21 protein-coding genes are annotated in these 24616 nt (G+C 74.8%); 17 read left to right on the top strand and 4 right to left on the bottom strand.

All coding sequences use genetic code 11. The annotated features are described in order from the left end of the window. Nucleotides 1-554 precede the first annotated feature (554 nt). From PUR61_RS12915 to PUR61_RS12880, 8 genes are all read left to right on the top strand, one after another. Nucleotides 555-1898, top strand: a complete 1344-nt coding sequence (locus PUR61_RS12915) for an alkaline phosphatase family protein (RefSeq protein WP_329878945.1) — start codon at nucleotides 555-557, stop codon at nucleotides 1896-1898. A gap of 142 nt (nucleotides 1899-2040) precedes the next feature. Then, nucleotides 2041-2346 carry a hypothetical protein gene (locus PUR61_RS12910; RefSeq protein ID WP_329878944.1) on the top strand — a complete coding sequence of 102 codons (306 nt, stop codon included), beginning with the start codon at nucleotides 2041-2043 and terminating at the stop codon, nucleotides 2344-2346. After that, complete coding sequence (locus PUR61_RS12905) at nucleotides 2343-3773, top strand: hypothetical protein (RefSeq protein ID WP_329878943.1); 1431 nt, start codon at nucleotides 2343-2345, stop codon at nucleotides 3771-3773. The genes PUR61_RS12910 and PUR61_RS12905 overlap by 4 nt, the downstream gene beginning before the upstream one ends. After that, a complete protein-coding gene (locus tag PUR61_RS12900) occupies nucleotides 3770-4993 on the top strand; it encodes a cytochrome P450 (RefSeq protein WP_329878942.1) in 1224 nt (407 codons plus the stop codon). Before PUR61_RS12905 ends, PUR61_RS12900 begins: the two co-directional genes overlap by 4 nt. A gap of 76 nt (nucleotides 4994-5069) precedes the next feature. Then, nucleotides 5070-6587, top strand: coding sequence for an aldehyde dehydrogenase family protein (locus tag PUR61_RS12895; protein WP_329878941.1), 1518 nt, complete (start codon nucleotides 5070-5072; stop codon nucleotides 6585-6587). A 33-nt stretch (nucleotides 6588-6620) separates the two neighbouring features. Further along, nucleotides 6621-7460 carry an LLM class flavin-dependent oxidoreductase gene (locus tag PUR61_RS12890; RefSeq protein WP_329878940.1) on the top strand — a complete coding sequence of 280 codons (840 nt, stop codon included), beginning with the start codon at nucleotides 6621-6623 and terminating at the stop codon, nucleotides 7458-7460. An 88-nt stretch (nucleotides 7461-7548) separates the two neighbouring features. Continuing rightward, a complete protein-coding gene (locus tag PUR61_RS12885) occupies nucleotides 7549-8313 on the top strand; it encodes a phytanoyl-CoA dioxygenase family protein (protein ID WP_329878939.1) in 765 nt (254 codons plus the stop codon). Continuing rightward, entirely contained in the window at nucleotides 8310-8951 is a 642-nt protein-coding gene (locus tag PUR61_RS12880) for a hypothetical protein (RefSeq protein ID WP_329878938.1), read from the top strand. The genes PUR61_RS12885 and PUR61_RS12880 overlap by 4 nt, the downstream gene beginning before the upstream one ends. 140 nt (nucleotides 8952-9091) lie before the next feature. Here PUR61_RS12880 and PUR61_RS12875 read toward each other — a convergent pair whose 3' ends face one another. The 4 genes from PUR61_RS12875 to PUR61_RS12860 are packed head-to-tail and all read right to left on the bottom strand — an operon-like array spanning nucleotide 9092 to nucleotide 13929. After that, nucleotides 9092-10213: a DUF4346 domain-containing protein gene (locus tag PUR61_RS12875; protein WP_329878937.1), complete on the bottom strand. Its 1122-nt coding sequence runs from the start codon at nucleotides 10211-10213 to the stop codon at nucleotides 9092-9094. Next, the gene (locus tag PUR61_RS12870) at nucleotides 10200-12047 is read right to left on the bottom strand and encodes a B12-binding domain-containing radical SAM protein (RefSeq protein ID WP_329878936.1); all 1848 of its coding nucleotides are present in this window, start codon (nucleotides 12045-12047) and stop codon (nucleotides 10200-10202) included. The genes PUR61_RS12875 and PUR61_RS12870 overlap by 14 nt, the downstream gene beginning before the upstream one ends. A 13-nt stretch (nucleotides 12048-12060) precedes the next feature. Further along, a complete protein-coding gene (locus tag PUR61_RS12865) occupies nucleotides 12061-12354 on the bottom strand; it encodes an acyl carrier protein (protein ID WP_329878935.1) in 294 nt (97 codons plus the stop codon). A 33-nt stretch (nucleotides 12355-12387) separates the two neighbouring features. After that, nucleotides 12388-13929, bottom strand: coding sequence for an alkaline phosphatase family protein (locus PUR61_RS12860; protein ID WP_329878934.1), 1542 nt, complete (start codon nucleotides 13927-13929; stop codon nucleotides 12388-12390). Nucleotides 13930-14550: 621 nt separating this feature from the next. Between PUR61_RS12860 and PUR61_RS12855 the strand changes: the two genes are divergently transcribed. The 9 genes from PUR61_RS12855 to PUR61_RS12815 all read left to right on the top strand — a co-directional run bounded on the left by PUR61_RS12855 (nucleotide 14551) and on the right by PUR61_RS12815 (nucleotide 24607). Beyond that, nucleotides 14551-15480: a glycosyltransferase family 2 protein gene (locus tag PUR61_RS12855; RefSeq protein WP_329878933.1), complete on the top strand. Its 930-nt coding sequence runs from the start codon at nucleotides 14551-14553 to the stop codon at nucleotides 15478-15480. Beyond that, nucleotides 15477-16271: a PIG-L deacetylase family protein gene (locus PUR61_RS12850; RefSeq protein WP_329878932.1), complete on the top strand. Its 795-nt coding sequence runs from the start codon at nucleotides 15477-15479 to the stop codon at nucleotides 16269-16271. The genes PUR61_RS12855 and PUR61_RS12850 overlap by 4 nt, the downstream gene beginning before the upstream one ends. 60 nt (nucleotides 16272-16331) lie before the next feature. Continuing rightward, nucleotides 16332-17444, top strand: a complete 1113-nt coding sequence (locus PUR61_RS12845) for a radical SAM protein (RefSeq protein WP_329878931.1) — start codon at nucleotides 16332-16334, stop codon at nucleotides 17442-17444. Continuing rightward, nucleotides 17437-19797: an AMP-binding protein gene (locus PUR61_RS12840; protein WP_329878930.1), complete on the top strand. Its 2361-nt coding sequence runs from the start codon at nucleotides 17437-17439 to the stop codon at nucleotides 19795-19797. Before PUR61_RS12845 ends, PUR61_RS12840 begins: the two co-directional genes overlap by 8 nt. Next, a complete protein-coding gene (locus PUR61_RS12835; RefSeq protein ID WP_329878929.1) occupies nucleotides 19797-20570 on the top strand; it encodes an SDR family NAD(P)-dependent oxidoreductase in 774 nt (257 codons plus the stop codon). The genes PUR61_RS12840 and PUR61_RS12835 overlap by 1 nt, the downstream gene beginning before the upstream one ends. Then, nucleotides 20567-21847, top strand: a complete 1281-nt coding sequence (locus PUR61_RS12830; RefSeq protein ID WP_329878928.1) for a Gfo/Idh/MocA family protein — start codon at nucleotides 20567-20569, stop codon at nucleotides 21845-21847. Before PUR61_RS12835 ends, PUR61_RS12830 begins: the two co-directional genes overlap by 4 nt. Then, nucleotides 21847-23082 carry an LLM class flavin-dependent oxidoreductase gene (locus PUR61_RS12825; protein WP_329878927.1) on the top strand — a complete coding sequence of 412 codons (1236 nt, stop codon included), beginning with the start codon at nucleotides 21847-21849 and terminating at the stop codon, nucleotides 23080-23082. Before PUR61_RS12830 ends, PUR61_RS12825 begins: the two co-directional genes overlap by 1 nt. Before the next feature lie 43 nt (nucleotides 23083-23125). After that, nucleotides 23126-24079 carry a transglutaminase domain-containing protein gene (locus PUR61_RS12820; RefSeq protein WP_329878926.1) on the top strand — a complete coding sequence of 318 codons (954 nt, stop codon included), beginning with the start codon at nucleotides 23126-23128 and terminating at the stop codon, nucleotides 24077-24079. A gap of 159 nt (nucleotides 24080-24238) precedes the next feature. Continuing rightward, nucleotides 24239-24607 carry an MmcQ/YjbR family DNA-binding protein gene (locus PUR61_RS12815; RefSeq protein WP_329878925.1) on the top strand — a complete coding sequence of 123 codons (369 nt, stop codon included), beginning with the start codon at nucleotides 24239-24241 and terminating at the stop codon, nucleotides 24605-24607. Nucleotides 24608-24616: the final 9 nt, after the last annotated feature.

The following is a 24616-nucleotide window of genomic DNA, read 5'->3' as shown; positions in this document are numbered from 1 at the left end:
GGGGGCTTGGGGGAACGCACACCGCAGAAGGGCTGGAGGAACGCGCGCCGGAGGAGGACGGCCGGAAGCCGTCCTGGTGTCGGCGGAGCACAGGCACCCGGGAATCGGGGCGACATCGGCACTCTAGTCAGGCGGCGTCACAGACTGTCAAGAACGGGTGCCGGTCGGTGCCCCGAGTTGGCTCAAATCGCCTTTCGCGCCCGTACGTCCCCGGTGCGTCCAGTGGACACAAGGGATCTTCGGGTACGGAGCGGGAGCGGCGCGGACACGAACCCCAAGCGGAACGGCGTCGATCGTTCCGGACGCCGCCTTACCACCCGGCGGCCCCGTCGGCGGGCGCCTTTTCGGCCAACGTCAATCCGAGCGGGACACGACAAGCAGCGGAGCCGTTACCGTGATGCGGTGGCTGTCGGCCGCCGGCCGCCGTCCGTGTCTCCTTCGGGTGGCCCGCCTGTCCGTGGTGCCCCGACGCCCGTGACGCCCCGAGCTCGAACCCCGCCGGTGCCCCCATCCGGCAACCCGATCCCCTGTACAGCTGGACGAGGGAGTACTGGGTGACTGAGCAGCAACGCACCATCGTCATCATCACCGAGGGCGCCGCCCCCGCCCTGCTCGACCGCTGGTGTGCCCAGGGTCTCCTGCCGGGATTCGCCCGGCTCCGCTCCGAAGGGGCGAGCGGTCCGCTCGCGGCGGAGGGCACGCCTTACGAACCGCCCGGCCTGGTGAGCGTGCTCACCGGCCAACGCGCCGCCGACCACGGCTACTTCTCCTACTGGACCTGCCACGACCCGGAGTACTCGCCCCAGGTGCTCGGCTCCGGTGACCGCCGGCACCCGCTGCTCTGGCAGCACGAGGGCTTCGCCGGCCTGCGCTTCGCCTCGATCGGGCTGTTCGGGACCCACCCGATCGAGCCGATGGACGGGTCGCTGATCAGCTACCCCATGCAGGCGACCCTGCACGCCTGCCACCCGCGCGACCTCCAGCGCCGGCTCGCCAAGGAGGGCATCCGGCCGGTGCACGACGTCTCCATCTTCTGGACCGGCCAGCCGCGCGAGCAGCTGCTGCCCCGACTGCTGGAGGCCGATCGCCAGCGGGGGAGGGCCGCCCTCGCGCTGCTGCCGGAGCACGACGTGGTGATCGTCAACCTCACCAGTATCGACCGGACTTCGCACATCTACTGGCAGGAACTGGAGCACGGTCCCGACCGTGAGCAGGAGAGCGCGGTGTTCGCCGCGTACCGCACCTGCGACCAGGTCGTCCAGGACGCCCTGGCGGCGGCCGGGGACCGGGTCGACGTGCTGGCCTTCTCCGAGATCGGCTTCGGCCCACTGCGCACCTACTGCTCCGTCAACGACGACCTGGAACGCGCCGGTCTGCTCGCCAGGACTCCGGACGGCCGGATCGACTGGGCGAACACCACCGCGTTCGAGGCCGTCCAGGGCACCCACGGCATCAACGTCAACGTGCGGGACCGCTACAAGGCCGGCCGGATCGCGGAGCACGAGTACGAGCGGGTCCGCGCCGAGGTGCGCACCGCGCTCCTGGAGACCGTCAACCCCCGCACCGGACGGGAGTTCCTCGCCGAGGTGCTCACCCGTGAGGAGGTCTACCCCGGCGCGGCGACGGCCGGCGCGCCCGACCTCCTCATGGAGCCCGCCGACTGGCGGTACCTGCCGATGGGCGATCCGCAGTGGGCCGCGCACGTCCACCGGACGTGGCAGAGCGGCTGGCACCGGCGGGAGTCCTACTGGGCCGGCCTCGGCCCCGGTTTCGCGTCCCGGTACACCGACGACACGGTGGCCGCCCCGATCGACGTGCCGGCCACCCTGGCCCGGCTGCACGGGCGACCGGTCCCCGAGGGTTGGCGCGGCCGCCCGCTCGGCCCGGCCGTCCCCTGAGACCAGGCTCCGCCCGACCCCCGAGTGCGGGCTCCGCCCGGCTCGTGCCCGACGCCCACGTTCCGCCCCGATCTGCAGCGGAGGTCCACTGTTCATGTCCGACATACGCGTACCTGAACGTGGGCGCCCGAGGCGCCGGACGGTGTCCGGGCCACCCGGGGGAACGGACCGTGCCGCCCTCGCTCCGAAGGCCTCGTTCACCCCGTGGGACCCGCCCTCACCGGACGTGCCCCACTGGACCGGCGCCGCCGACCGCACCCCGGTCGAGCTGCTGCGCGCCGCCCTCGCCGAGGGCCTGCTCGGAGGGCCGTGGCACGACGGCTTCCCCGCGTACACCTGGCACCGGGACGGCGACGACGTCCACGAGTTCCGGCTGACCGGCCGGCTGACCGGTCAGTACACCGGGTACCCCCTGCACCCCAGCGAATGGCCGGAGGGCCTCGGATGAGCACGCTCCCCGACGTCACGCTCGCCTGGAAGTGGCACGAGCCGTCGACCGTTCCCGCCGACGAGTTCACCGCGACCTGGGCCGACCTGGAGATGACGGTCGGCTCGGAGACGCCGCTGACCACCGTCGAGGACCGGGCCGCCGGCACCGTCCGCCCTTACACCACCGGATCGCTCTACCCGCTCGCCGAGTGGATCGCCTTCAACTGGTGGTCGCTGCTGGCGGACGCCCGGCCCGGCACCCAGATCTCCCAGCTGCGCTTCTGCTACCGCAACGGCGTCGGCGACCAGCGCGGCGCCTGGTGGGTCCGCTCGCGGCGGCACATCCTGCGTGCGGCCGGCGGCGGCTTCCACTGGCCGGACGTGCTGTTCGTGCCCGAGGGCCGGCAGACCCGGATCGTCTGGATCCCCGACGGAGGTCCGACGCCCCGGCCCGGTCCGCGCCACGTGGCGCGCGGCAACCTCGTGGTCGGCTCCGAGGCCCTCGCCGAGACGTTCCGCGGCTTCGTCGACGCCGTCGTCGCCCGGCTCGCCGACTGGGGCATCACCGGCACCCCGCTGCAGCGCGAGTGGGCCGCGCTCGCCGACACCGACGAGGCCGAGGCGGCGTTCTGCCGGGCCGCGGCGCGGCTCGGCCTGGATCCCTACACCGAGGCCGGACCGTACGCGGCGGAGATCGTCCGGGTCGTCCGGGAGCTGCCCGATCCGCTGTCCTTCGACTTCCTCAACGGGGTCGCCCCGGGCCGGATCGCGGACCAGCTCCGGTGGGTCGGGCGGGCCCGGGAGGTCGCCGGCCAGGGCGGCCAGGCCGACCCGGCCGTCACCGAGCTGCGCGAGCTGTGCGCGGATGTCCGGACGGCCTTCCACGCGCCGGGCCGGCTCGACAACGCCTGGCACCTGGGCTACGAACTGGCCCGCCGGGTCCGTGCCTGGGCCGGGGTGGCACCCACCGAGCGGTTCGAGACGGACACCCTGCTCACCCACCACACCGAGCCGGTCCCCTACGTCGACCGCGGCCTGGTCGCCTACGGGACGCGCACCGGCGCCGGGGGCCCCGCCCTGGTGTCCAGCCGGTCCTACACCGAGCGGCCGCGGCGCTTCCTGGAGGCCCGCGCCCTCTGCCACTTCCTGTTCGAGAACGGACCGGAGTTCCTGATCGCCGCCGCGCACACCCACCGCCAGCACGTGGCCCGCGGCTTCGCCCTCGAACTGCTGGCCCCCGCCCGGGGCGTGGCCGAGCGTCTCGGCGATCCGAGCGGGCTGGTCACCGCCGAGGACGTCGAGCAGATCGCCGAGGACTACGGGGCCGGCACCATCGTGGTGGAGCACCAGCTGGACAACCAGGTGCTCGCCCAGGACTTCCCGTGGGAGCCGACCGCACCGACCGTGTTCCGGGCCCCGCGCTACCCGCGGGAGGCGGCCCGGTGAGCGCCGACGACACACTCGGCACCGGCACCGGCACCTTCCCGTACCCGGCCGGGCCCGGCGGCACCGTGCCGCCCCGGTACGCGCGGCTGCTCGCCGAGGACCCGGTCTCCCGGGTGCGGCTCGCCGACGGCGCCGAGATCTGGCTGGTCACCCGGGACGCCGACGTGCGGACCGTGCTGGCCGACCCGGCGTTCAGCCGGTACCGGGCCGCCGTGCTGCCCGGCAGCGGCTTCGGCCGCGGCCAGGGCACCGGCATCGTCGACCTCGACGCACCCCGGCACACCGGGCTGCGCGCGCCGGTGGTGGCCGGTTTCGCCCCCGAGCGGGTGGCCCGCTGGCGCCCGCGCATCGAGGCCGTCGCCGACGAGTTACTGGCCGGTCTCGCCGGCGCGCCCGGGCCGGTCGACCTGGTCGCCGCGTACACGGCGCCGTACGCCGGCCGGATCATCTGCGAGCTGCTCGGCTTCGACGGCGACCGGTGGTCCGTGATCACCGGCGACATCGAGACCCTGCTGCTGTCCGGCGGGTCGGACGGCCCCGGCACCGCGGCCGTCCGTGACCGCCTCCAGGGGGCCTTCGCCGGTCTGCTCGCCGCACGCCGCGCGCGGCCCGCCGACGACGTCGCGACCGTCCTGCTCGGGCTGGACGAACCGGCCTCGGGCGGGCAGCACCTCACCGACGGGGACCGCACCACCCTGCTGCACGGCCTGGTGATCTCCGGCTTCATCGGCGTCCGGGACCTGCTGGCCCGGCACCTCTACGCGGTGCTGGCCGAGCCCGACCGCCGGGAGCGGCTGGCGGCCAAGCCCGACCTGGTCCCCGGCGCGGTCGCCGAACTGCTGCGCTACTACCCGTCGAGCAACGACGGGCTGCTGCGGGTGGCCACCCGGGACGTCGAACTCTCCGGAGTCCGTGTCCCGGCCGGGGCCGCGGTGCTGCCGCTGATCTCGGCGGCCTGCCGCGACCCCCGGATCGTCGACCGGCCCGACACCCTGGAGCTCGACCGCACCCCGGTGCCCGTCGCCGCCTTCGGCGCGGGCCCGCACCGCTGCCCTGCGCTGGACCTCGCGGTGGTCCAACTGACTGTCGGGCTGGGCCGGTTGGTCGCCACCTATCCGCAGGTCGCGCTCGCCGTGGCCGCCGAGGACGTGCGGCACACCTCCGACCTGCTGCCGCTCGGCGTCGCGGCGCTGCCGGTCCGGCTGGGCGCCGCGGCCTGACCGCGCCGCCCGCCCGCCGGGCGCCGCGGACCCGGGCGGTCCGCCGGACCCGCCCCAGTCGCAGAGAGGAGGACGGATGGGAGAGCACTTCCCCCGGTACGTCGACGGCCGGCCCGCCCCGGCCCGGGACGGGGCGACCTTCCGGTCGTTCGAACCGGCCACCCGGCGGCACCTGGCCGACGTGCCGCGCTGCGGACCCGAGGACGTGACCGAGGCCGTGGCCGCGGCCCGCCGGGCCTTCGACCACGGGCCCTGGCCGCGTACCTCGCCGGAGGAACGGGCCGCCGTGCTGCGGCGGTTCGCCGACCGGCTCACCGCCGAGACCGCCCGGTTCGCCGAACTGGAGGTCCGCGACAACGGCACCACCCTGCGCAAGGCGCTCGGCGCCGACGTGCCCGGCGCGGTCGCGGCGTTCCGCTGGAGCGCCTGGTGGGCGGAGCGACTGCCCGAACGGCTGCACCGCGGACCGGCGGTGCCGGGAGGCCCTGCCGCGCGTCACCTGCGCTGGCACCCGCTCGGGGTGGTCGCGGTCGTCGTGCCGTGGAACCTGCCGCTGCTGCTCGCCGCCTGGCGGATCGCCCCGGCGATCGCGGCGGGCAACACCTGCGTCGTCAAACCGGCGTCCTTCACCTCGCTGACCACCCTCGGGCTGGTCCGGCTGCTGCACGAGTGCGGGCTGCCGCCCGGGGTGGTCAACGTGGTCACCGGGCCCGGAGGCACCACCGGGGAGAGCCTGGTCCGCGCGCCCGGCGTCGACCTGCTGTCCTTCACCGGCTCGGACGCGGTCGGCGAGAGTGTCCGGCGCGGGGCCGGTGCGGCCGTCCGGCTGGACCTCGGCGGCAAGTCGCCGAACGTGGTGCTCGCGGACGCCGACCTCGACCGGGCGGCCGACGGGGTCGTCTGGGGCGCCTTCCTGCACAACGGCCAGGTCTGCATGGCCGGTTCGCGCGCCGTGGTGCACGCGGCCGTGCACGACGAGTTCGTCGAGCGGGTCCGGGAGAAGGCACTCGCCCTGCGGCTCGGCGATCCGCTGGACGTGGCGACCGACCTCGGTCCGCTGGTCTCGCGCAACCAGGTCCGCACCGCCCTGCGGTTCACCGAACTCGGGGTCGCCGAGGGCGCCCGACTGCTGTGCGGGGGCAGGGTGCCCGGCCCCGGCGAGCCGGCCGAGGGGCTGGACCCGCAGGCGTACTTCCCGCCCACCGTGCTGACCGGCGTCGAACCGGGCGCCACCGTGGCCCAGGAGGAGGTCTTCGGTCCCGTGCTCTCGGTGATCCGGGCGGCCGACGACGCCGACGCGGTGCGGGTCGCCAACGGGTCGCGGTACGGGCTGAGCGCCGGGGTCTGGTCGGGCGACCGGGACCGGGCCCGTGCGGTCGCCGAGTCGCTGCACGCCGAACAGGTCTGGATCAACGACTACCGGCTGGTCGACCTCGACCTGCCGTCCGGGCCCGAGGTGACCGGTGACCTCGTCTGGGAGCGGCTGACCAACGAACTCGACGGCTACCGCCGCCGGCAGAGCATCACCGACGGCACCGGCCCGGCGGACCCGTCCGGGCCCGCACCCACCCCGTACCACCTCCTGGGGCTCTGAGCGCCCCGCCCTCCGGCCTCCCGTGGAGCCCCGATGAAGATCGGCATCGCGTTCCCCAACACCATCCCCGGCGCCTCCGGCCGACTCCAGACGGAGTGGGCCGTCCGGGCCGAGGAGCGCGGTTTCTCGACCGTCTCCGCGACCCACCGGCTCCGCTACCCCGGGCACGAGCCGCTGCCGGTGCTCGCCGCGGCGGCGGCCGTCACCTCGCGGATCGGGCTGTCCACCAACATCCTGGTCGCCCCGCTGACCACGGCCGAGGTGCTCGCCAAGGAGGCGGCGACGGTCGCCTCGCTCGCGGAGGGGCGGCTCGTCCTCGGCCTCGGGCCGGGAGTGCGGGCCGACGACTTCGAGGCGGCGGACCGGGACTTCGGCCGCCGCGCGCAGGTCTTCGACGGGCAGCTCGCCGAACTCGCCCGGCTGCGCGGCAAGGAGGGCGCCGGGATCCTGCCCGGGCCGGTGCCGCCCGTCCTGGTGGGCGGGCTGAGCGCGAACGCCGTCCGGCGGGCGGCCCGTTGGGCGGACGGCTGGACGGCGCCCGGGCTGGAGCCGGAGCTCGTCGCCCCGACCGTCCGGCAGGTGGAGGAGGAATGGGCGGCGGTGGGCCGGGAGGGGCGGCCGAGGCTGGTGGCGCTGTCCCGGTACTGGCTCGGCGCGGACGTCGCCGAGGAGGCGGCCGGATTCGTCCGGGACTACTTCGGGGTGCTCGGGGACGAGGCGGAGTCCTTCGTCGAGAAGACCCCGCGCTCGCCCGGCCGGATCCGCGAGCAGATCGCCGAACTGGCCGCCGCCGGATTCGACGAGATCGTCTTCCACCCCACGGCGGCCCGCCTTTCCCAGGTCGACCGGCTGGCCGACGCCGTCCTTTCCTGAAAGAGCGCTCCTGAAAGACGGCTCCTGAAAGACCACAGACGCGTCCGTACGAAAGTGTTCCGATGTGTTCCGAGGTGAAATCGAGACCATGAACGCGACCCTGACGGGAAATAGGACCGAGGCCGTGGAGGATCTTCGGGAATTCGGCTACTGCCTCCTGGAGTCCCCGCTTCCGTCCGCCGAGTTCGAACGACTCCGGGACCGCCTGCTGGAGGTCGCGGAGGAGGAGCGCAAGGACGGCACCGCCTTTCTGTACGACGGCGGCAACCAGCGTGTCTTCAGCCTCCTCAACAAGGGCGAGGAGTTCGAGCGCAGCGTCTGCGACCCGCTGGTGCTGGAACTCATGGAGGAGGTGCTGGGCTTCAACTTCCTGCTGTCCAGCACGCACGCCAACATCGCCGGCCCCGGCGGGGTCGCGATGAACGTGCACGCGGACCAGACCTTCGCGCGACCGCCCTGGCCGCCGTACGCCCTGGTCGCCAACAGCATGTGGATGCTGGACGACTTCACGGAGTCCAACGGCGCGACCCGTCTCGTCCCCGGCACCCACCGGCTCGGCCGGCAGCCGGACTACGCGCGCGGCGAGGGCGACGTCGAGACGGTGCCGGTCTGCGCGCCGGCCGGCAGCGTGATGATCTTCGACGGCCGGCTCTGGCACCAGACCGGGGCCAACACGACCGACCGGCCCCGGCACGGCATCCTCAACTACTACTGCCGGGGCTACGTCCGGCAGCAGCAGAACTTCTTCTCCGGGCTCAGGCCGGAGGTCGCCGAGCGCAGCACTCCCGCCATGCGGCGGTTGCTCGGTTTCGAGAACTACTTCTCGCTCGGCCTCGCGGACGGTCTGGAGTGAGCGCCGGACCGGGCGGCGCCGCGCCCGACCCGGGCCGGTTCCTCCAGGCCCCGGCGGCGCGGCCGGTGCTGCGGCTGGTGCTGGCGGACCCGGCGGGTGCGGCCGGCGGGGTGCTGTCGGCCGCGATGGGGCCGGAGCTGGCGGTGGAGCCGCTCGCCGGACCGCTCGACGGCGCGGAGCCCTGGTCGGTCGGCGCCGGTCGGTGGCCGCTGCTGCCCTGGGCACTGCTCGCGGTGGCGGGTGCGGGGCCGGGCGGCGCGACCGTGCTGGCGGACGCCGTCCGGGCGGTTCGGGCCGCCGGGGCCGCGGGCCGACCACCGGCCGGACTGCTGCTCTGCCCGTCGCCGGACGCCGCGGCGCCGCCGCTGGAGGCCGGTGCCGAGGCCGACGGTCCGTTGCCCTGCCCGGTGGTGGTGCTCGCCCGCGACGGTGACGGCAGCGGCCCCGCCGCTGCCGGTACCGGCGGGGTCGCTGCCGGTACCGGCGGGGCCGCGGACGGTGCGGTGGCGGCCTGGCGCCGTCTCGCGCCGGAGGTCTTCACCGTCCGGCTGCTGGGTCCGGCGGGCTGGTCCGACCCGGCCGCCGCCGCCGAGACGGCCCGGACGGTCAAGGAGGAACTGCACATCTGGCCCGCCTGACCGGTGGCGGCCCGGTCCCCGCAGGGCGGGCCGGGCCGCTCCGGGGCGCGGTGCGCGCCCGTCGGCGGTGCGCGAAGGCCCGGCCGGAGGGATCCGGCCGGGCCCTTCCGGTGGCACGTGGCGCGTGGCGTGTGGTGCGGTCAGCCGGTGAGGGCGCCGTACAGCTCCAGCGGACTGGCGCGCCGCAGGTCGACGTCGGCCGGCAGGTCCAGCCCCAGCTCCTCCTCCAGCAGGATGGCCAGCTCGATCATGCGGGCGGAGTCCACCAGCAGCTGGATGCCCAGCGGGACCTCCGGATCCAGCTCGACCCCCTCCACCCCGAGTCCGGCCACCAGGGCGGAGAGGAACTCCGCGAGGCTGTACGGACTCGACGCAGCTTCACCCATGGTCGGGGTGTCCTCTCGGTCGGGACCCGGTCGCCGCGCGCCCGCGGGCCGGCCCGGGGCACGCAGCGGAAGGTCCTGGACGTAGGGCAGGCCGAGCCGCAGGGCGGTCTCGGCCTTGGCCAGCTCGCCGCCGAGGTAGCCGGCGTGGGCCGGTTCGGCGACCACTCCGGCGCTCAGCAGCCCCAGCAGCATCGACTCGGCGCGGACGCCGGTCATCTCGTGCCGGGGGGTCAGGTCGTTGTCGTAGTGCCGCAGGACGATCCGCCGGGCGAGCAGGTCGAGGCCGATCACCACGAATCCGTCCAGCGCCCGGCTGATGCCCACCCGCCGGCCGCCGGGCCGCAGCCGCCGGAAGGCCGGCCGGGTGCTCGCGGGGCCGCCGTCGGCGCCCTCCCCGGGGCCCGCCGTGTCGTCGTCCGCGTCCGGGACGGCGGGGGCGGGCGCGGAGGCGGTGCGCGCCGACAGGTCGGCGATCACCCGGCGCAGCACCGCCGGGTCGCACTCGCCCCGGGCGTCCACCAGCTCGATCTGGGCGCGCACCTGCGCGACCTCGCGCAGCGCGACGCCGCGCAGCACCGGCAGGTAGCCCGCCGCCCCGCGGATCAGGCGCTGCTCGGCGTCGACCCCCTCGCGGAAGAGCGCGACGAGGCTCTGCCCGGCCAGGAAGCGCGGTGAGTCCCGTCCGCAGACGACCAGGCCCCGGATCGAGGGCCGGTGCGCGATGGTGCGCACCAGCTGCTCGATCCCGAGGTTGGCGGTCATCAGCGTCCCGACGATGGCCACGTCCGGCAGCCCGGAGAGCGGTTCGAGGAGCTCCCGGCTGCTGAGGCTGCACACCGCGATCCGGCCGGCCGCGGCGGGCTCACCAGGTGGCACCGCTGCCCTCGCCGCTGTAGCTGCGCGGCAGCCCGCCGGGCCCGAAGCTGGGCAGGGTGGAACTGATCTCCATGACGCGGGCGCCCAGCCGGGTGAGCCGCTTGCCGACCCGCAGCTGTTCGGAGCGGAGCCGGTCGAGCCGGTCGCGGAAGTACTCCTCGACGTCCACGACCTGGACCTCCTGCTTGTCCCGGTCGAGGGAGTCGTTCATCACGGCCTCCAGGTTGGACATGAAGAAGCCGTAGTTGAACTGGCCCATCTCCTGGCGGATCTCGTGCACCGTGGCCTTGAAGTTCTCCATCACCTCGTCGACGCCGGGCAGTCCGCCGAAGCGCCGGTGCAGCCGGGAGATGAAGGTCTGCATCACCACGTTGTAGGTCTCGAACTCGAAGACCGCGGACTGGTCGGTGATGACCCCGCGCTGATGGTAGTCGTCGTTGTTGTAGAGCCTGGCGAAGTGCTTGGCCAGCAGGCCGACCCGCTCGTCGGCGAAGTCGTAGCCGTACGGGTCGAGGTTCTTCTGGTAGCTGTCCCAGAGCAGGCCCTCGCCCTCGATCCGGCGGACGATCGCGGTGCCCGGGTAGATCTCCAGCCGCTCGGTCATCCGGCGCAGGTTGTGGCCGGAGTTGTCGCGCAGGAAGCGGGCGTTGGCGATCAGGGTGTCGAGGGTGGCGTAGGGGTGGAAGGGGATGAAGCCCATCGCCAGGTAGATGCCGTGTTCGCGCAGCATCCGGATGATGGTGACGTTGTCCTCGACGGTGGCCCGCTTCTCCCAGAGCAGCAGCTCCTCGGCGGTCCCGGCCTCGATGCCGACGTTGACCTTCTCCAGCCCGGAGGCGGTGAGCAGGTCGAGCAGGGCGTGGTCCTCGGGGGTGTCGCTCCAGTTCTCGGCCCGCATGCAGACGTTGTAGTAGATGTCGAGGCCCCGGTCGAGCATGCCCTGGGCGATGGCGGCGGCCCGCTTCTTGCCGACCCGCCCGCCGTCCGGGTCCTCGAAGGTCGAGTCGACGAAGTCGAACGTGCGGAACTGGTGGCGCTCGACGATCTGTGCCACCTCCTCGACGATCTGCTCCGGGCCGCGCCCGCGCCAGGCCTTGCCGGCCTGCACGCGGTTCTTCAGGTGCGGGGCCGAGCAGAAGGCGCAGTTGGCGACGCAGCCGCGGCTGGTGCTGACCCGGACGTACTCCAGCTTGTCGCCGTGCTGGCTGAGCTGGTCGCGGGCCGGGAAGGGCAGCACCTCCAGGTCGTGGATGAGCGGCCGGGCGGGGTTCTGGCGCAGGGCGCCGTCGGCGCCCCGGTAGCAGATGCCGGGGCAGTCGGTGAGCGCCTCGTCGAGGTACAGGCGCTGGACCAGGTCGAGGATGGTGGGCTCGCCCTCGCCGACGGCGACGAGGTCCGTGTAGGGGTTGTTGCGCAGCACGTCGAGCCCGGCGAACGTGCCGGCCGGGCCGCCGCAGGCGATCGGGGTGTCGGGCAGGGCCTCCTTGAGCTGCCGGCAGAGGCTGACGCAGCTGGTGAGGTTGAGGCTCATGAGGGTGAAGCAGACGAGGTCGGGCCGGTACGCGCGCAGGTGCTCGACGGTGGCGGCGTGCGCGTCCTCGTCGTGGTCGACCTCGCGGATCTCGGCGGTGAAGCCGACGCTCCGCAGGACGCTGGTCATGTAGGCGACCCCGAGGTGCTCGGGGGACATCACGAGGTCGCCGTCGAGCAGGATCAGGAAGCTGACCTTGAAGCGTCCGGGGTCGGTGATGCGCGGGTCGAGGGCGATGGCGAACTCGCCGGGCTTCTTCCGCGGGGGTGCGGGGCTGAGGTCGATGTCGATGGGCTGTCGCATCGGATGCTCCCGGTCAGGCGCTGGTGCCGGCGGCGGTCCGGTCGCCCCGGAGCCGGTTGTCGACGTACTCGGCGAGCAGGTCGAGGTCGTCGATGAGCTTGATCGACAGGTCCTCGTCGGCGATCTCGACGCCGAACTCGCTCTCCACCCAGATGAGGAACTCGATGGTGTTGATGGAGTCGAGTCCCAGCGCCTCCACGAGTCCGCGGTCCGGGATGTCCGCGGGGGAGAGGGACAGCTCCAGCGAGTCGACGAGCACCTTGCGCAGCCGGGCCTTGGTGTCCTGTGTGTCCTGCGTGTCCTGCATGACGCTCATTCCTCCGTGGGTGTGGCCGGTCGCTCAGAGGTAACCCATCTCGCGGAGCCGGCTGCTGGTGTAGTCGTCCTCCTCCTCGGCGGCACGGTCGGCCGCTTCGGAGGGCGGTGCCGTGGCGCTGCGGGCCGCCACCCGGGGGTCGGGCCCGGGGACGGGCACGCCCTCGGTGAAGATCTCGGTGCGGGCGCGGCCGTCGACGTCGTCGGGCCAGGCGGCGCCCAGGTCGGCGAGCAGTGTGGGCAGGGTGTCGGCGAGCGGGACGCTGCGGTCCAGCCGGCCGGGGCGGGTGCGCGGCGAGCGGTGCGCCCAGATGCCCTGGTGCCGGTGGAGGCCGGTCTGGGCGCTGGGCTGCCAGAGCCCGCCGGTGAGGTCGGTGACGGGCAGGACGGATTCGTCGGCGGGCAGCAGGAGCAGGTCGGGGGCGCGTCCGCGCAGCGGACCCGGGTAGGCCTCGGCACTGGGCAGGACGCTGCGGAAGACCCGGTCCCCGGTGGGGCCCTTGAGGTCCTCGAACAGCTCGACGACCTCGGCGGTCACCCGGTCCCGGTCGCGGGGTGCGACGGTGCCCCGGGCCTGCCGCGCCCGCAGGTTGAGGTTGAGGCCGTAGCTGCCGGGGACGGGCATGTAGACGGCGGTGCGGGCGAAGTCGATCCGCCGGCCGCCGGCGGCGAACCAGCTCGCGGAGCCGTCGGCGGGCGCGTCGCCCGGCTCGGTGGCGAGCAGGCCCGCGTCTTCGAGGATCCGGTGCACGGCGAGCCCGTACCGGCCCTGGCCGAGGCCGTGGTCGGAGACCAGTGTCACCACGGTGTCCTCGTCGACCAGGTCGAGCAGCTCGCCGACGGCGGTGTCCAGGGCGCGGTGGATGCGGGTGTTGGCGAGCTCCCAGCCGGTGCCGGACGGGGCCGGCTCGTGCCGGGGGTGGGTGGTGTCCTCGTAGTGCCAGTAGTGGTGGCCGACCCGGTCGGCCTCGGTCAGGACGACCATCACCACGTCGGTGGGCCGGGTGGTCATCAGGTGCCGCACCGACCGCACCCGGGCCTCGACGTTGCGCTCCGCCTGCTCCAGGTAGCCGAGGTCGCCCCGGAACATGGTGGCCAGGTCGGATTGGAAGTGGGCTTTGGCGGCGGCGAGTTCACGCAGCAGGGAGTCCGGACGGCAGTGCCGCAGGGTCCGTTCGAGCGGCCAGGTGATCTGGTAGCCGGGCAGGTCGGCGGGCGGGTGCGACATCGGGATGTTGATCAGCCCGAGGGTGTACTCCTGGGCGGCCAGCCAGTCCCAGGCGGAGGAGCGGCCGAGGTCGCCGGCCTGGGTCACCCGGGCCCGGTAGTCCGGCTCCTGGGTGTCGTAGAACTGGTAGATGCCGTGCTTGCCGGGCTGACCCGCCGTCACGAAGGTGCTCCACCCGGGTGCGGTGTGGGCGGGCCAGGTGCAGGTGGTCCGGCCGACGGCGGAGGTGCGGAGCAGTCCCGCGATGTTCGGGAGCAGGCCCCGCTCGATCAGCGGGTCGATGACGTCGAAGGTTCCCCCGTCGATTCCGATGACGAGGGCACGGGGCGTGGGTGGCACGGGGGTTCGCCTCCAGCTGTGGACAGCACCTGCGTTCCGGGTCCGGAGCTTCGCGCTGCCTGGGGATCCGCCCGGAGGGGGGAGTGCGGGGGTGGGGGCCGGTCTCCGCCGACGCACGGGTGCGCCGGCCACCGGCGGTCCGGGGCCGACCGCAACACTACGCATTTCTCCGGGATATTGGTACACGGCAGGACGGCCGAATTCCGGTGATCTCCCATTCGCCCCAGCCACCACAATTGACCACGGGTCACCGGGTGTTCCCGCCGGAAGCAGAATTACGATCAACGGGGCGGGGCGGCGGGACCCGGCCGCGGGGCGGCCGGAACGGATCGGTCGGCCCCGGATGATCCTTACCGCGGGCCGTCGGCGGGGCCCGCGAGTATGTGAGGATTCCGTTCCGCCGGTTGACTTCGCCGGGCATCCCGGTAGAGCCTCTCAGGGCGGGCCGTTCGCTGAGGAATGAAGTGCCGACGGCTGTTCCCACGTATCTTCACGTATCTTCACGCACTGATCCCACCCGTATTCCGGCAGTGCGTCCCGTCCGGGTTCCCGGCGTTCCGTACCGGTGACCGGGGTGTGACGGGCCATGCCGATCGCCTCGCACGCGGAAGGGCCGACCCGATGCACTTACGCACGCGCTCCGCACCGGCCGGACCGGCCGTGGTCGTCCCCACCCGGGGCGACCACGAGCGGCTGCGGGTGACACTCGCCTGCCTGGCCGTGCAGAGCGCGGCACCCGGCCACGAGGTGATCGTGGTCGACGACAACGACGCGGGCGGGGCCGCCGCCGAGGGCCTCGCCGGTGTGCTCGGACAAGCGCGTGACTGGCTGCCGCTGCGGGTGGTGCCGGGCCCCGGTCGGGGTCGGGCCGCCGCCCGCAACGCCGGTGCGGCGGCGGCCGACGGGGCCGGCTGGCTGGTCTTCCTGGACGCCGACGTGATCGTCGGCCCGCACTTCCTCGCGGCGTACGCCGAGGCGGCCGAACCCGGCTGCTTCCTGCACGGCAGGATGCGTGAACTTCCGACCGCAGCGCGGTTGTTGGCGGAGGTGGCGGATGCCCCGCCGGCCGTCGTCCGGGAGCTCGTGGCCGGTCTCGCCGACCCCGGCGCACCGCCCGACCGCAACCCCCGGCGCCGGACCGTGGCCAACGCGCTGGAGCGCGCGGTCGAGGCGATGGAGGCCGGGGTGGTGCCCGACGTCGCCCCGTGGCTCGGCCTGGTCGGCGCCAACTCCGCCGTGGAGCGCGAACTCTGGCGGCGGGCGGGCGGATTCGACGAGGAGTTCGGCCGGCTCTGGGGCTGCGAGGACCTCGAACTCGGGCTCCGGCTGTACGACCTGGGGGCGCGCCGGAGGCTGGTGCCCGAGGCCGGCGGCGTCCACCTCAGCCATGCCCGGCCGGACCGCTGGGACCAGCACGACCGCAACCTCGCCCGCTTCTCCGACCTGCACCCCCGGCCCTCGGTCCGTGCCCTGGCCGCCCTGCTCGGCCCGGAGGGCAGCCCGGAGCGATACGCCGCGGCCGTCCTCGCCGCGACGGCGGACGCGCCGTGACCGGGACGGACACGGCACTCCGGCACGTCGTCGTCTCACCGCACCCCGACGACGCGGTCTGGTCGCTCGGCGGCCGGCTCGCCCGCTGGACGGCGCTGGGCGCCGAGGTCACCGTCGTCACCGTCTTCGACACCGCGGACACCTCCCCGGGCCACCGCGCGGCCCACCGCCCGGACGACTGGCGGCGGATCGCCGAACCCGCCACCCGCCGCCGCGAGGACCGCGCCGCGCTCGCCGCGCTCGGCGTCACCCGGGTGTCCCTGGGCCTCACCGACGCCGCCCTGCGCACCTCCGCCGGCCGGCCCCGCTACACCGCCGCCCCCCGGGTCCTCGGCCGGCCCCACGCCGACGACGGCCCGCTGCCCGACACCATCGCCGAGGCGCTGCGCCCCTGGTGCCCGCCCGGCACCCGGCTGCACGCCCCGCTCGCCGCCGGACGCCACGTGGACCACGCCCTGGTCCGCGCCGCCGCCGAACGACTGGCCGTCCCCGGCACCGCCTGGTACGAGGACTTCCCCTACCCGCTGCGCCGTCGCGACCACGACGGACTGGTGGCCCGCTGCGAACCGCTCACCCCCGCCGACCTCGAACGCTGGCTGGCGGGCGCTGAGCACTACACCAGCCAGGCCCTGGCCCTCTTCGGGGGGCCGGGCCGCCTGCGCGAGGCGCTCGGCGCCCGGGCCCGCGGCCACGGCGCCGCCGCCGGACACCCGTACGCCGACCGCTACTGGCAGCGGCCCGGGCCGACGGAGGCGGGCGGCGCGCGGCAGACCCCTCGGCCACCCGCCTGACCCGCTCGTCCGGACCACCGCGCCCGCCCAGCCAGCCGACCGCGAAAGGACCGAGACCCCATGCCGTCCACCACGCCACTTCCCCTGATCGGCAACGACCTCGTCATCAACGAGGACTCCTGCAACCTGAGTTGCACCTACTGCCTGACCGGGCAGAGCAACCTCAAGGAGGGCCACTCCCTCAAGCTCATCTTCGACCCGCCCAAGCGCGACGACTACTCGCCGACCACCGACCTCGGACGGCGCATCAACACCGTGGCCGGCCGGCTGCACGGCCGCTTCGACCTGCCGCTGCTCAAGGTGACCGGCGGTGAGATCTTCCTGGTCCGCGGCATCATGGACTTCCTGGAGGAGCAGTCCGCCCACTACGAGGTCCTGGTCATCCAGACCAACGGCGTCCTGGTCAACGAGGAGCAGCTGGCACGGCTGCGCTCCTTCGGCAACGTCGTCCTCCAGATCTCGCTGGACAGCCACCTGTACACCGGCAACAGCTACCGGGTGCAGTCCGAGTCCCTGCACGCCAAGGTGCTCCGCACGATCGGCCGGATCCTGGAATCCGGCCTGCCGGTGGAGATCTACGGCGTCCTCAACGACCGCAGCATCACCGAGCTGTGCGAGTTCGCGGGCTGGCTCGGAGGCTTCGACAACCCGCCCACCTTCTTCCCGTTCCCGGTGCGCGGCCCGGACTCCGAGACCTTCAAGGTCCGGCCGGACCAGATCGGCCACATCGAGGAACTCGTCCGGCGCTACGACGAGTTCGCCCACATCCTGCCGCCGCGTCCGTACTTCGACCGGCTGCTCAGCTTCTACCGCGAGGGCAAGCGGACCTTCCGCTGCCACCTGCCCCGGCTGGTCGTCTCCACCTTCAGCGACGGGGTGGTCACCCCCTGCCCCAACATCTGGTTCTCCGACATGGGCAACGTGCTGTCCGACGAGGCCGAGGGCGTCCTCGACAAGCTCGGCTCCAGCGGCCTCTACCAGGCGCTGCTCGCCCCCCGGCCGCGGCTGAGCGCCTGCCACGGCTGCTTCACCCCGTGGGACACCCTGTCGATGTACTTCGAGAGCGAGATCACCCTCGACGAACTGTGCGCCGCCCCCACCTACGCCCCGCCCCGGATCCGCGGCATGATCGAGCAGGCCAAGGCCGACTACCTGGCGGGCGCCGATGTCTGACGCCGCAGGGGCCGGCCCGCAGACGCTGCTCGGCGCCGTCGGCCGGCTCGACCCCGACCGGGAGGTGCTGCCGGGCCTGACCGCCGGCGCCCTCCTGGCCGCGGCCGGGGCCGCCGCGGACGCGCTCGCCGCCGAGGGCGTCGAGGGCGAGGCGGTGGTCCTGCGGCAGCCCAACGAACCCGCCTGGGTGACCGCCTTCCTGGCCGTGCTGGCGGCCGGCGCCCACCCGCTCCCGGTCGCCCCCGACACGCCGGACGCCGAGGTCGCCCGGCTGCTCGCCGCCGCCGGCGGCGGCCGGGTCCTGGACGCGGCCGGCCTGCGGCCGACCGGTACGCCCGGCCGGAAGTCCGGGGACGCCCCCGCGGTGCTGCTGCCCACCTCGGGGTCGACCGGTGCGCCCAAGCTGGTGCGGCGCTCCGAGGCGAGCTGGCTCTCCGAGGCCCGCCGCTACCGTGACGGGGTCGGCCTCACCGCGCGGGACACCCTGCTGCTGCCGGTCCCGCTCTCCCACGCGTACGCGCTCGGCTGGCTCTGCGGCGGCCTGCTCACCGGGGCGGCCCTGCGGCCCGTCCCGCCCACCGCGCTCGGCCGGGTGGGCCGTGAACTCGCGGACGGCGCCACCGTGGTGGCCCTGGTACCCGCCACCGCCCGGCTGCTCGCCACCCGCCGCCGGCTGAAGGCCCGGCGGGCCGCCCCGGAGGACCCGCCACCCGCCCCGGCGCTGCGGATCGCCATGGTCGGCGCGGGCCCGGTCGACGCCGCGCTCGACGCCCTGTTCCGCGAGGCCTACGGGATCGGACTGGCCCGCAACTACGGTTCCACCGAGCTCGGTGCCGTCCTCGCCGGGCCGGCCGGGCTCGCCCCGCTCGACAGCGGCTCCCCGCTGCCCGGCGTCACCGTCCGGCTCGTCGACCGCGCCACCGGCGCCGAGACGCCGGACGGTCCGGGGCTGCTCCGGATCCGCACCGACGCGCTCGCCGACTGGCACGACACCGGTGACCTGGCCCGGCGCCAGGGGAACACCCTGCGCGTCCTCGGCCGCGAGGGCACCGCCGTCCGGCGCGGCGGACGCTGGGTGGCCCCGTTGGAGATCGAGTCGGTGCTCCGCGGCCACGACGGCGTGCGGGAGGTCCGGGTCGGAGCGCGGCGCCGTGCCCACGAGGGCGAGGACGGCATCGTCGCCGAGATCGTGGTCGCCACCGGCGGGCCGGACGAGAAGGAGCTGCGCGCGTACGCCGAGCAGCACCTCGCCCCGTACAAGGTCCCCGACACCTTCCTCCTGCGGGCCGCGCTGCCGCGGACCGCCGCCGGGAAGGCCGCCGCCGCGCCCCGCTACCGGCTCACCCCGCGCGCGCTCGCCGCCGCCCGGGCCTACAAGACCTCCGAACTGCTCTTCGCCCTGCATCGGTTGGGGCTGCTCGACGCGCTCTCCGACGGGACCGGGCTCGCCGAACTCAGTGCCGGGTCGGGCTGCGACCCGCGCGCCCTCGAACTGCTGCTGGACACCGCGACCGCGCTCGGACTGCTCGACGCCGGGCCCGCGACGGCGCCCGCCACCGGGCCGGACCCGGCCACCGGGCCGGACCCGGCCGGACCGCGCGTCCGGGCCGCCGAGCTGATCGCCTTCGTGGAGCTGGAGGAACGCCTCTCGCGCGACCTCGTCACCCGCGAGACCCTGGCGGCCGTCGCCCGCGCCGGCCTCGCCGGGCGCGACTTCGACCGCCGCTCCGCCGCCGACCCGGCGCACACCGCGCTGGTCCGGGCCTACCAGGGCGCCATGGGCGGACCGGCCGCCCACGCCCGCACCGCCCTCGGACTCCGGCTGCTCCGCCCGCGCCCCGGCGCGCGGCTGGTGGAGGTCACCGCCGGCGCGGGCCGCTACCTGGAGCGCCTGCTCGCCGCCGACCCCACCGCCACCGGCCACCTCTGGCAGGCGGGCCGGCTCGCAGGACCGCCCGCGCCGGCGGTCGTCGAGGCCGTCGAGGCGGGGCGGGTCACCGTCGGGCCGCATCCGCCGCGCGGCGGGGCGGACCTCTGCGTCGTCGCCAACGCCGTGCACGACCCCGCCTCGGGCGCGCGGCTCACCGAACTGCTGGAGACCCTGCGGCCCGGTGGGAGGCTGCTCGTCGACGACGTGTTCCTGCCGTCCGCCGGCGATCCCGCGACCGCCGCCGCGCCCGACCTGGCCGGCGGCGCCGAACTCGCCCTCGACTGGCTGACCCACGGCGGCACCGACTGGCCCACCCTCGACGCGCTCGCCGCCGGGCTGGCCGAAGCGGGCGCCGACGTCGTCCGCAGGCTGCCGTTCGAGGGCTCCCCCTGTCATCTCGTCATCGTGAAGGAGGCCGACTGATGGGCGAATCCTCCGCCCGCATCGCGGACAGCATGGGACAGCACGGCCGGGTGGTCGTGGTCTCCGGAGCCTCCGGGGACATCGGCCGGGTCGTGGCCCGCCACCTCGCCGACCTGGGGGCCACCGTGGTCGCCGGCTACCACCACGGCGAGGAGCGGGTGCAGAAGCTCGCCGCCGAGATCGCCGAGACCGGCGGCACGTTCGTCCCCGTCCAGGCCGACCTGGCGACCCCGGACGGCCCCGCCCGGCTGGCCGGCACCGCCCTCGACCGGTTCGGCCGGATCGACGGCCTGGTGGCCGCCGCCGGGCTGCGCACCCGCCGTCTCGCGATGGCCACCGACGCCGCCGCGCTGGAGACCCTGCTCCAGGTCAACCTGGCCGGTTCGATCAACCTCGCCAAGGCGTGCCTACGGCCGATGATGCGGGCCCGGTACGGACGCATCGTGCTGTTCGGCTCCCGGGCCGGCACCAGCGGCCTGCCCGGCCACAGCGCCTACGCCGCCACCAAGGGGGCCCTCCAGCCGTGGGCCGCCTCGCTGGCCGGTGAGGTCGGCAAGCACGGCATCACCGTCAACGTGGTGGCACCGGGGGCGATCCGGGCCGAGGTCATGGACTTCTCGCCGGAGGAGCGCGACCTCGTCCTCAAGTTCATCGGCGCCGGCCGGCTCGGCGAGCCCGAGGAGGTCGCCGCCGCGGTGGCGTTCCTGCTCTCCCCGGGGGCCTCCTACGTCAGCGGCAACACCCTCGTGGTGGACGGCGGTGCGCGCTTTTGAGCACCGCCCCGGGCGCCGGCACCACTCCCGGCACCGGCGCCGCACCGCTGCGCATCGCCGTCCTGGGTGCCGGCTGGGTGGCCCGCGAGGTCTGGGTGCCGCTGCTGGAGGCGCACCCGGCGTTCGAGGTGGCCGCCGTGGTGGACGCCGACCCGCAGGCGGCCCGCGCGGTCGCCCCGGCCGGCCGCGCCGTGCCGGTCGCCGCACGGCCGGAGGAGCTGGCGGACGTCCCGCTGGACGCCGCCGTCGTGGCGCTGCCCAACCACCTTCACGTCCCGGCGGCCCGGGCGCTGCTGCGGCGCGGGGTCCCGGTGTTCGTGGAGAAGCCGGTCTGCCGGACGGGCGAGGAGGCCCGGGCGCTGCGCGCCGCGACCGCGCCCGGCGCGGGGGTGCACGCGTGGAGCGCGGCCCGCCACCGCGGCGACGTCCGGGCGCTGGCGGCCCTGCTGCCGGACCTCGGCGAGATCCGCGCTCTCGGCCTCAACTGGACCAGGGCGGCAGGGATCCCGCAGCGCGACGGCTGGTTCACCGACCGCCGGCTGGCCGGCGGGGGCGCGCTGCTCGACCTCGGCTGGCACCTGCTGGACGTCGGGTTCGACCTGCTCGGCTGGCCCGACGTCGCGCGGGCCCTGGGCAGCCTCTCCGGCGACTGGCTGGGGCGGGCCGAGGGAGCGGCCGACTGGAGCGCCCGCCCGGTCGCGCCCGGTGCCCCGTCCGGCCGGCCACCGGGAGCCCCCGCCGAGCGGGTCGAGGACACCGCCCGAGGCTTCCTGCTCACCACGACCGGCGTGGCGGTCACCGTGGAGTCCCGGTGGGCCTCGCACCAGCCGCTGGACAGCACCGTGATCACCGTGGAGGGCTCCGAGGGCGTCGCCGTGCTGCGCGGCACCTTCGGCTTCAGCCCGCACCGCCTCGGCCGCTCCTCGCTCACCGTGCTGCGGCGCGGCCGGGAGGAGAGCGTCCCGCTGCCCGAGGAGCCGGTCGGCGCCGAGTACGGGCGCCAGGTCGACGAACTCGCCCGGCGGCTCGTCCGGGCCCGCTCCGACGGACCGGGTCCCGGTCCCGGCCCCGGGTCGGTGGCGGGAACGGGACGAGCGCCCGACTCGCTCGCCGAGATCGCCGTCCTCGCGTCCTGCGTCGACCGGCTGTACGCGTCGGCCGGCCGCCCCGCCTCCGCCGACCGGGGACCCGCCACCGACCCGGGACCCGCCACCGACCCGGGACCCGCCACCGAACCCCACCCCCGAACCGCCGACCTCCCGCACCGGAGCCGCTGATGAAAACCGCCTACTTCACCCACGTCTGGGGCCGTGAGAACCTCACCGTCCGGGACCGCTACGACGAGCTGTGGCGGGAGGTCGAGGCCGCCGACCGGCTGGGCTTCGACTACGCCTTCTCGGTGGAGCACCACTGCACCCCCCGGGAGAGCTGGATGTCCTCCCCGGTGGCGTTCGCCACCGGCGCCGCCCTGCGCACGGAGCGCATCCGGGTCGGGCCGATGGGCTGGGTGCCGCCGCTGCGCCACCCGCTGCACGTGGTCGAGGAGGTCGCCACCCTCGACCAACTCCTCGGGGGCCGGCTGGAGGTGGGGCTCGCCTCGGGCGTCAGCGACGAGCCGTTCCTGCCGTTCGGTGCCGACTTCGCCAGGCGCAAGGTGCTCAACCGCGAGTGCGCGGACCTGCTGCGCACCGCGTTCGCGGCCGAGGGTCCCTTCGACTTCGACGGTCCGGTGCACCGGATGCGCGACATCGAGCTGTCCTTCGGCGCCGTGCAGCGACCGCACCCGCCGATCTGGATCCCCACCGGCGACCGCGCGACGCTCCGCTACCTGGCGACGATCGGGGGCCACACCGCCTCGACGATGATCGTGCCGCGCGCGGCGACGGCCACGGTCTACCGCCACTTCGTCGACTGGTGGCGGGCGGGCGGCCGGACGGGGGAGCCGAACATCGGCTACTGGAGCCTGGTGCACGTGGCCGAGACCGACGCCGAGGCGGAGTCCCGGGCCGCGGACCAGGTCGTCGACGCCTTCGTCAACACCCTGCGCTACGGCTCGGTCAAGCGCTCCGGCACGCCGGCCGCGCCGGCCAGCAGGCTCAGCACCGCCGACATCCTGGCGGGCTGCCACGACTTCAAGTTCCTGCTGGACCAGAACCTCGTGTTCGTCGGCTCCCCGGAGACCGTGGCCGAGCGGATCCGGGCGGCTGCCCTGGAGGGCTGCTTCAACACGCTGTTCGGCGAGTTCGTGTTCGGTGACATCGCGGGCGCCGAGGCGATCCGGTCGATGGAGCTGTACGCGGAGGGCGTGCTGCCCCGGCTGGCGGACTTCTCCCCGTTCGCCGCGCAGGAGGCGGAGGCCGACGGGCCCGACGCGCCCGCCGGTGACCGGGCGGACGGCGGACCGCGGGAGCAGGGGCGGACGGCGGTCCCCGCCGCCGTCCCGGGCCCGTACAGCGCGGACGAACAGGACGAGGTCGCCGCGCGCCTCGAAGCCCTCGGCTACATCGACTGAACCCGAGCGACCCGACGATCCGAGCGACCCGGAGGAACCCCCGATGGCGACACCCGTCGGCAGCACGGCACGCGAACAGCACGTGCCGGAGCCCGCCGCCCTCGACGAGCTCGTCCGGCGGCTGCGGCAGGTGCCGGACCGGCAGCGGCGCTTCGCCGTCACCGCGACGGGCGCCCGCCGGCTGCACCGGATCCGACCCGAGCTGCTCGCCGCCCTCACCACCGCCGGCGTCCCGTACGTCGGCGGGGGCGGTGACCGGCTCTACGACGGGTACGACCTCGGCAACACCGCCCTGCACCTCGGTCTGGTCTCGGTGCAGAGCCGCTCCATGCGGTCCTGGGCCAAGGCCCTGGAGACCGCGGCCCCGGCCGGCCCGGGAGGGAGCGGCCGGGGCTACCGGGTGGAGGTGGTCGCCGGGTGCCCGGCCCCCGGGCACCCGGGGCGGTGCGGGTACGGGGTGCTGACCGCCGCCGGGCGGCGGCGGGCCGAGGGCGGGCCGGTGGACGCCCGACTGGCCGGGCTGCTCGTCCGGCCGGTCGCCTGCTGGCCCGAACTTCCTTCGAACATCAGGGAGTTGCTCGCCGAGGTGGAGGGCATCGGGTTCTTCCTGCTGCCCGAGGCGGTGCGCTGGGACCAGGAGTTCATGTGGCACACCCGGATGGCGGACTGCGGGGGTGCCGCCGCCTGGCTGGTCTCCGAGGGTGAACGGCGCGGGATGAGGACGCGGTTCTCCTTCGGGCTGCTGGTCGCCCAGCCCTACTCCACGCCGCACTGCTGGGCGGAGTTCCTGGTCGACGGCGTGTGGGTGCCGGTGGATCCGCTGCTCGTCCGGGCGCTGAACGACTGGGGCGGGCTGGACGCCCGGTCGTTCCCGCCCGACGGCCGGCCCGGCGCACTCTTCCACCGGCTCTCCGACCGCTTCACCAAGGTGGTCAGCCACGCCGGCGTGTGGGCCCAGGTGTCGCTCCCCACCGAGCGGATCGAGGAGGGCGGTTGAACCGCCCGACCGTCCCTTGCAGGGGCGACAGTCGGTTTTCGGACATCTCCCCGCTACGGCCTGTGTCGTGGCCGTGACCACTCCGCGCACGGCCTAGGCTGGACACCGACCCTGGAGCCGTGGGGCCCCAACTCTCTTTGGACGACGGAAGGATGGGGCATGACTCCGCAAGAGCTGTCCGACTTCGCGCTGGAACTCCCGGGCACCACCGACGACGAGGCGTTCGGCCCCGGCGCGACGGTGTTCAAGGTGGAGGGCAAGGTTTTCGCCATCCTCCAGGACGAGACGCCGGACCAGACGGCCCAGGTCACCCTCAAGTGCGAGCCGGACCTCGCGCTCCATCTGCGCGACCAGTACCCGGCCGTGGGACCCGGGTACCACGTCAACAAGCGCCACTGGAACACGGTCGTCCTCGACTCCACCGTCCCGGTCCCCGAAGTACGGGAGATGGTGGAGCACTCCTGGGACCGCGTCGTCGCGGGCATGCCCAAGGCGGCCCGCGACCGGCTCCGGCTGCAGCGCGGCTGAGGCCGGCCG

The sequence above is a fragment of the Streptomyces sp. BE20 genome (genome assembly GCF_036322525.1).
Taxonomy (GTDB): Bacteria; Actinomycetota; Actinomycetes; order Streptomycetales; family Streptomycetaceae; genus Kitasatospora.
Note: the sequence above shows the minus strand (reverse complement) of the source record. Positions and strands in the feature narration are given on the sequence as shown.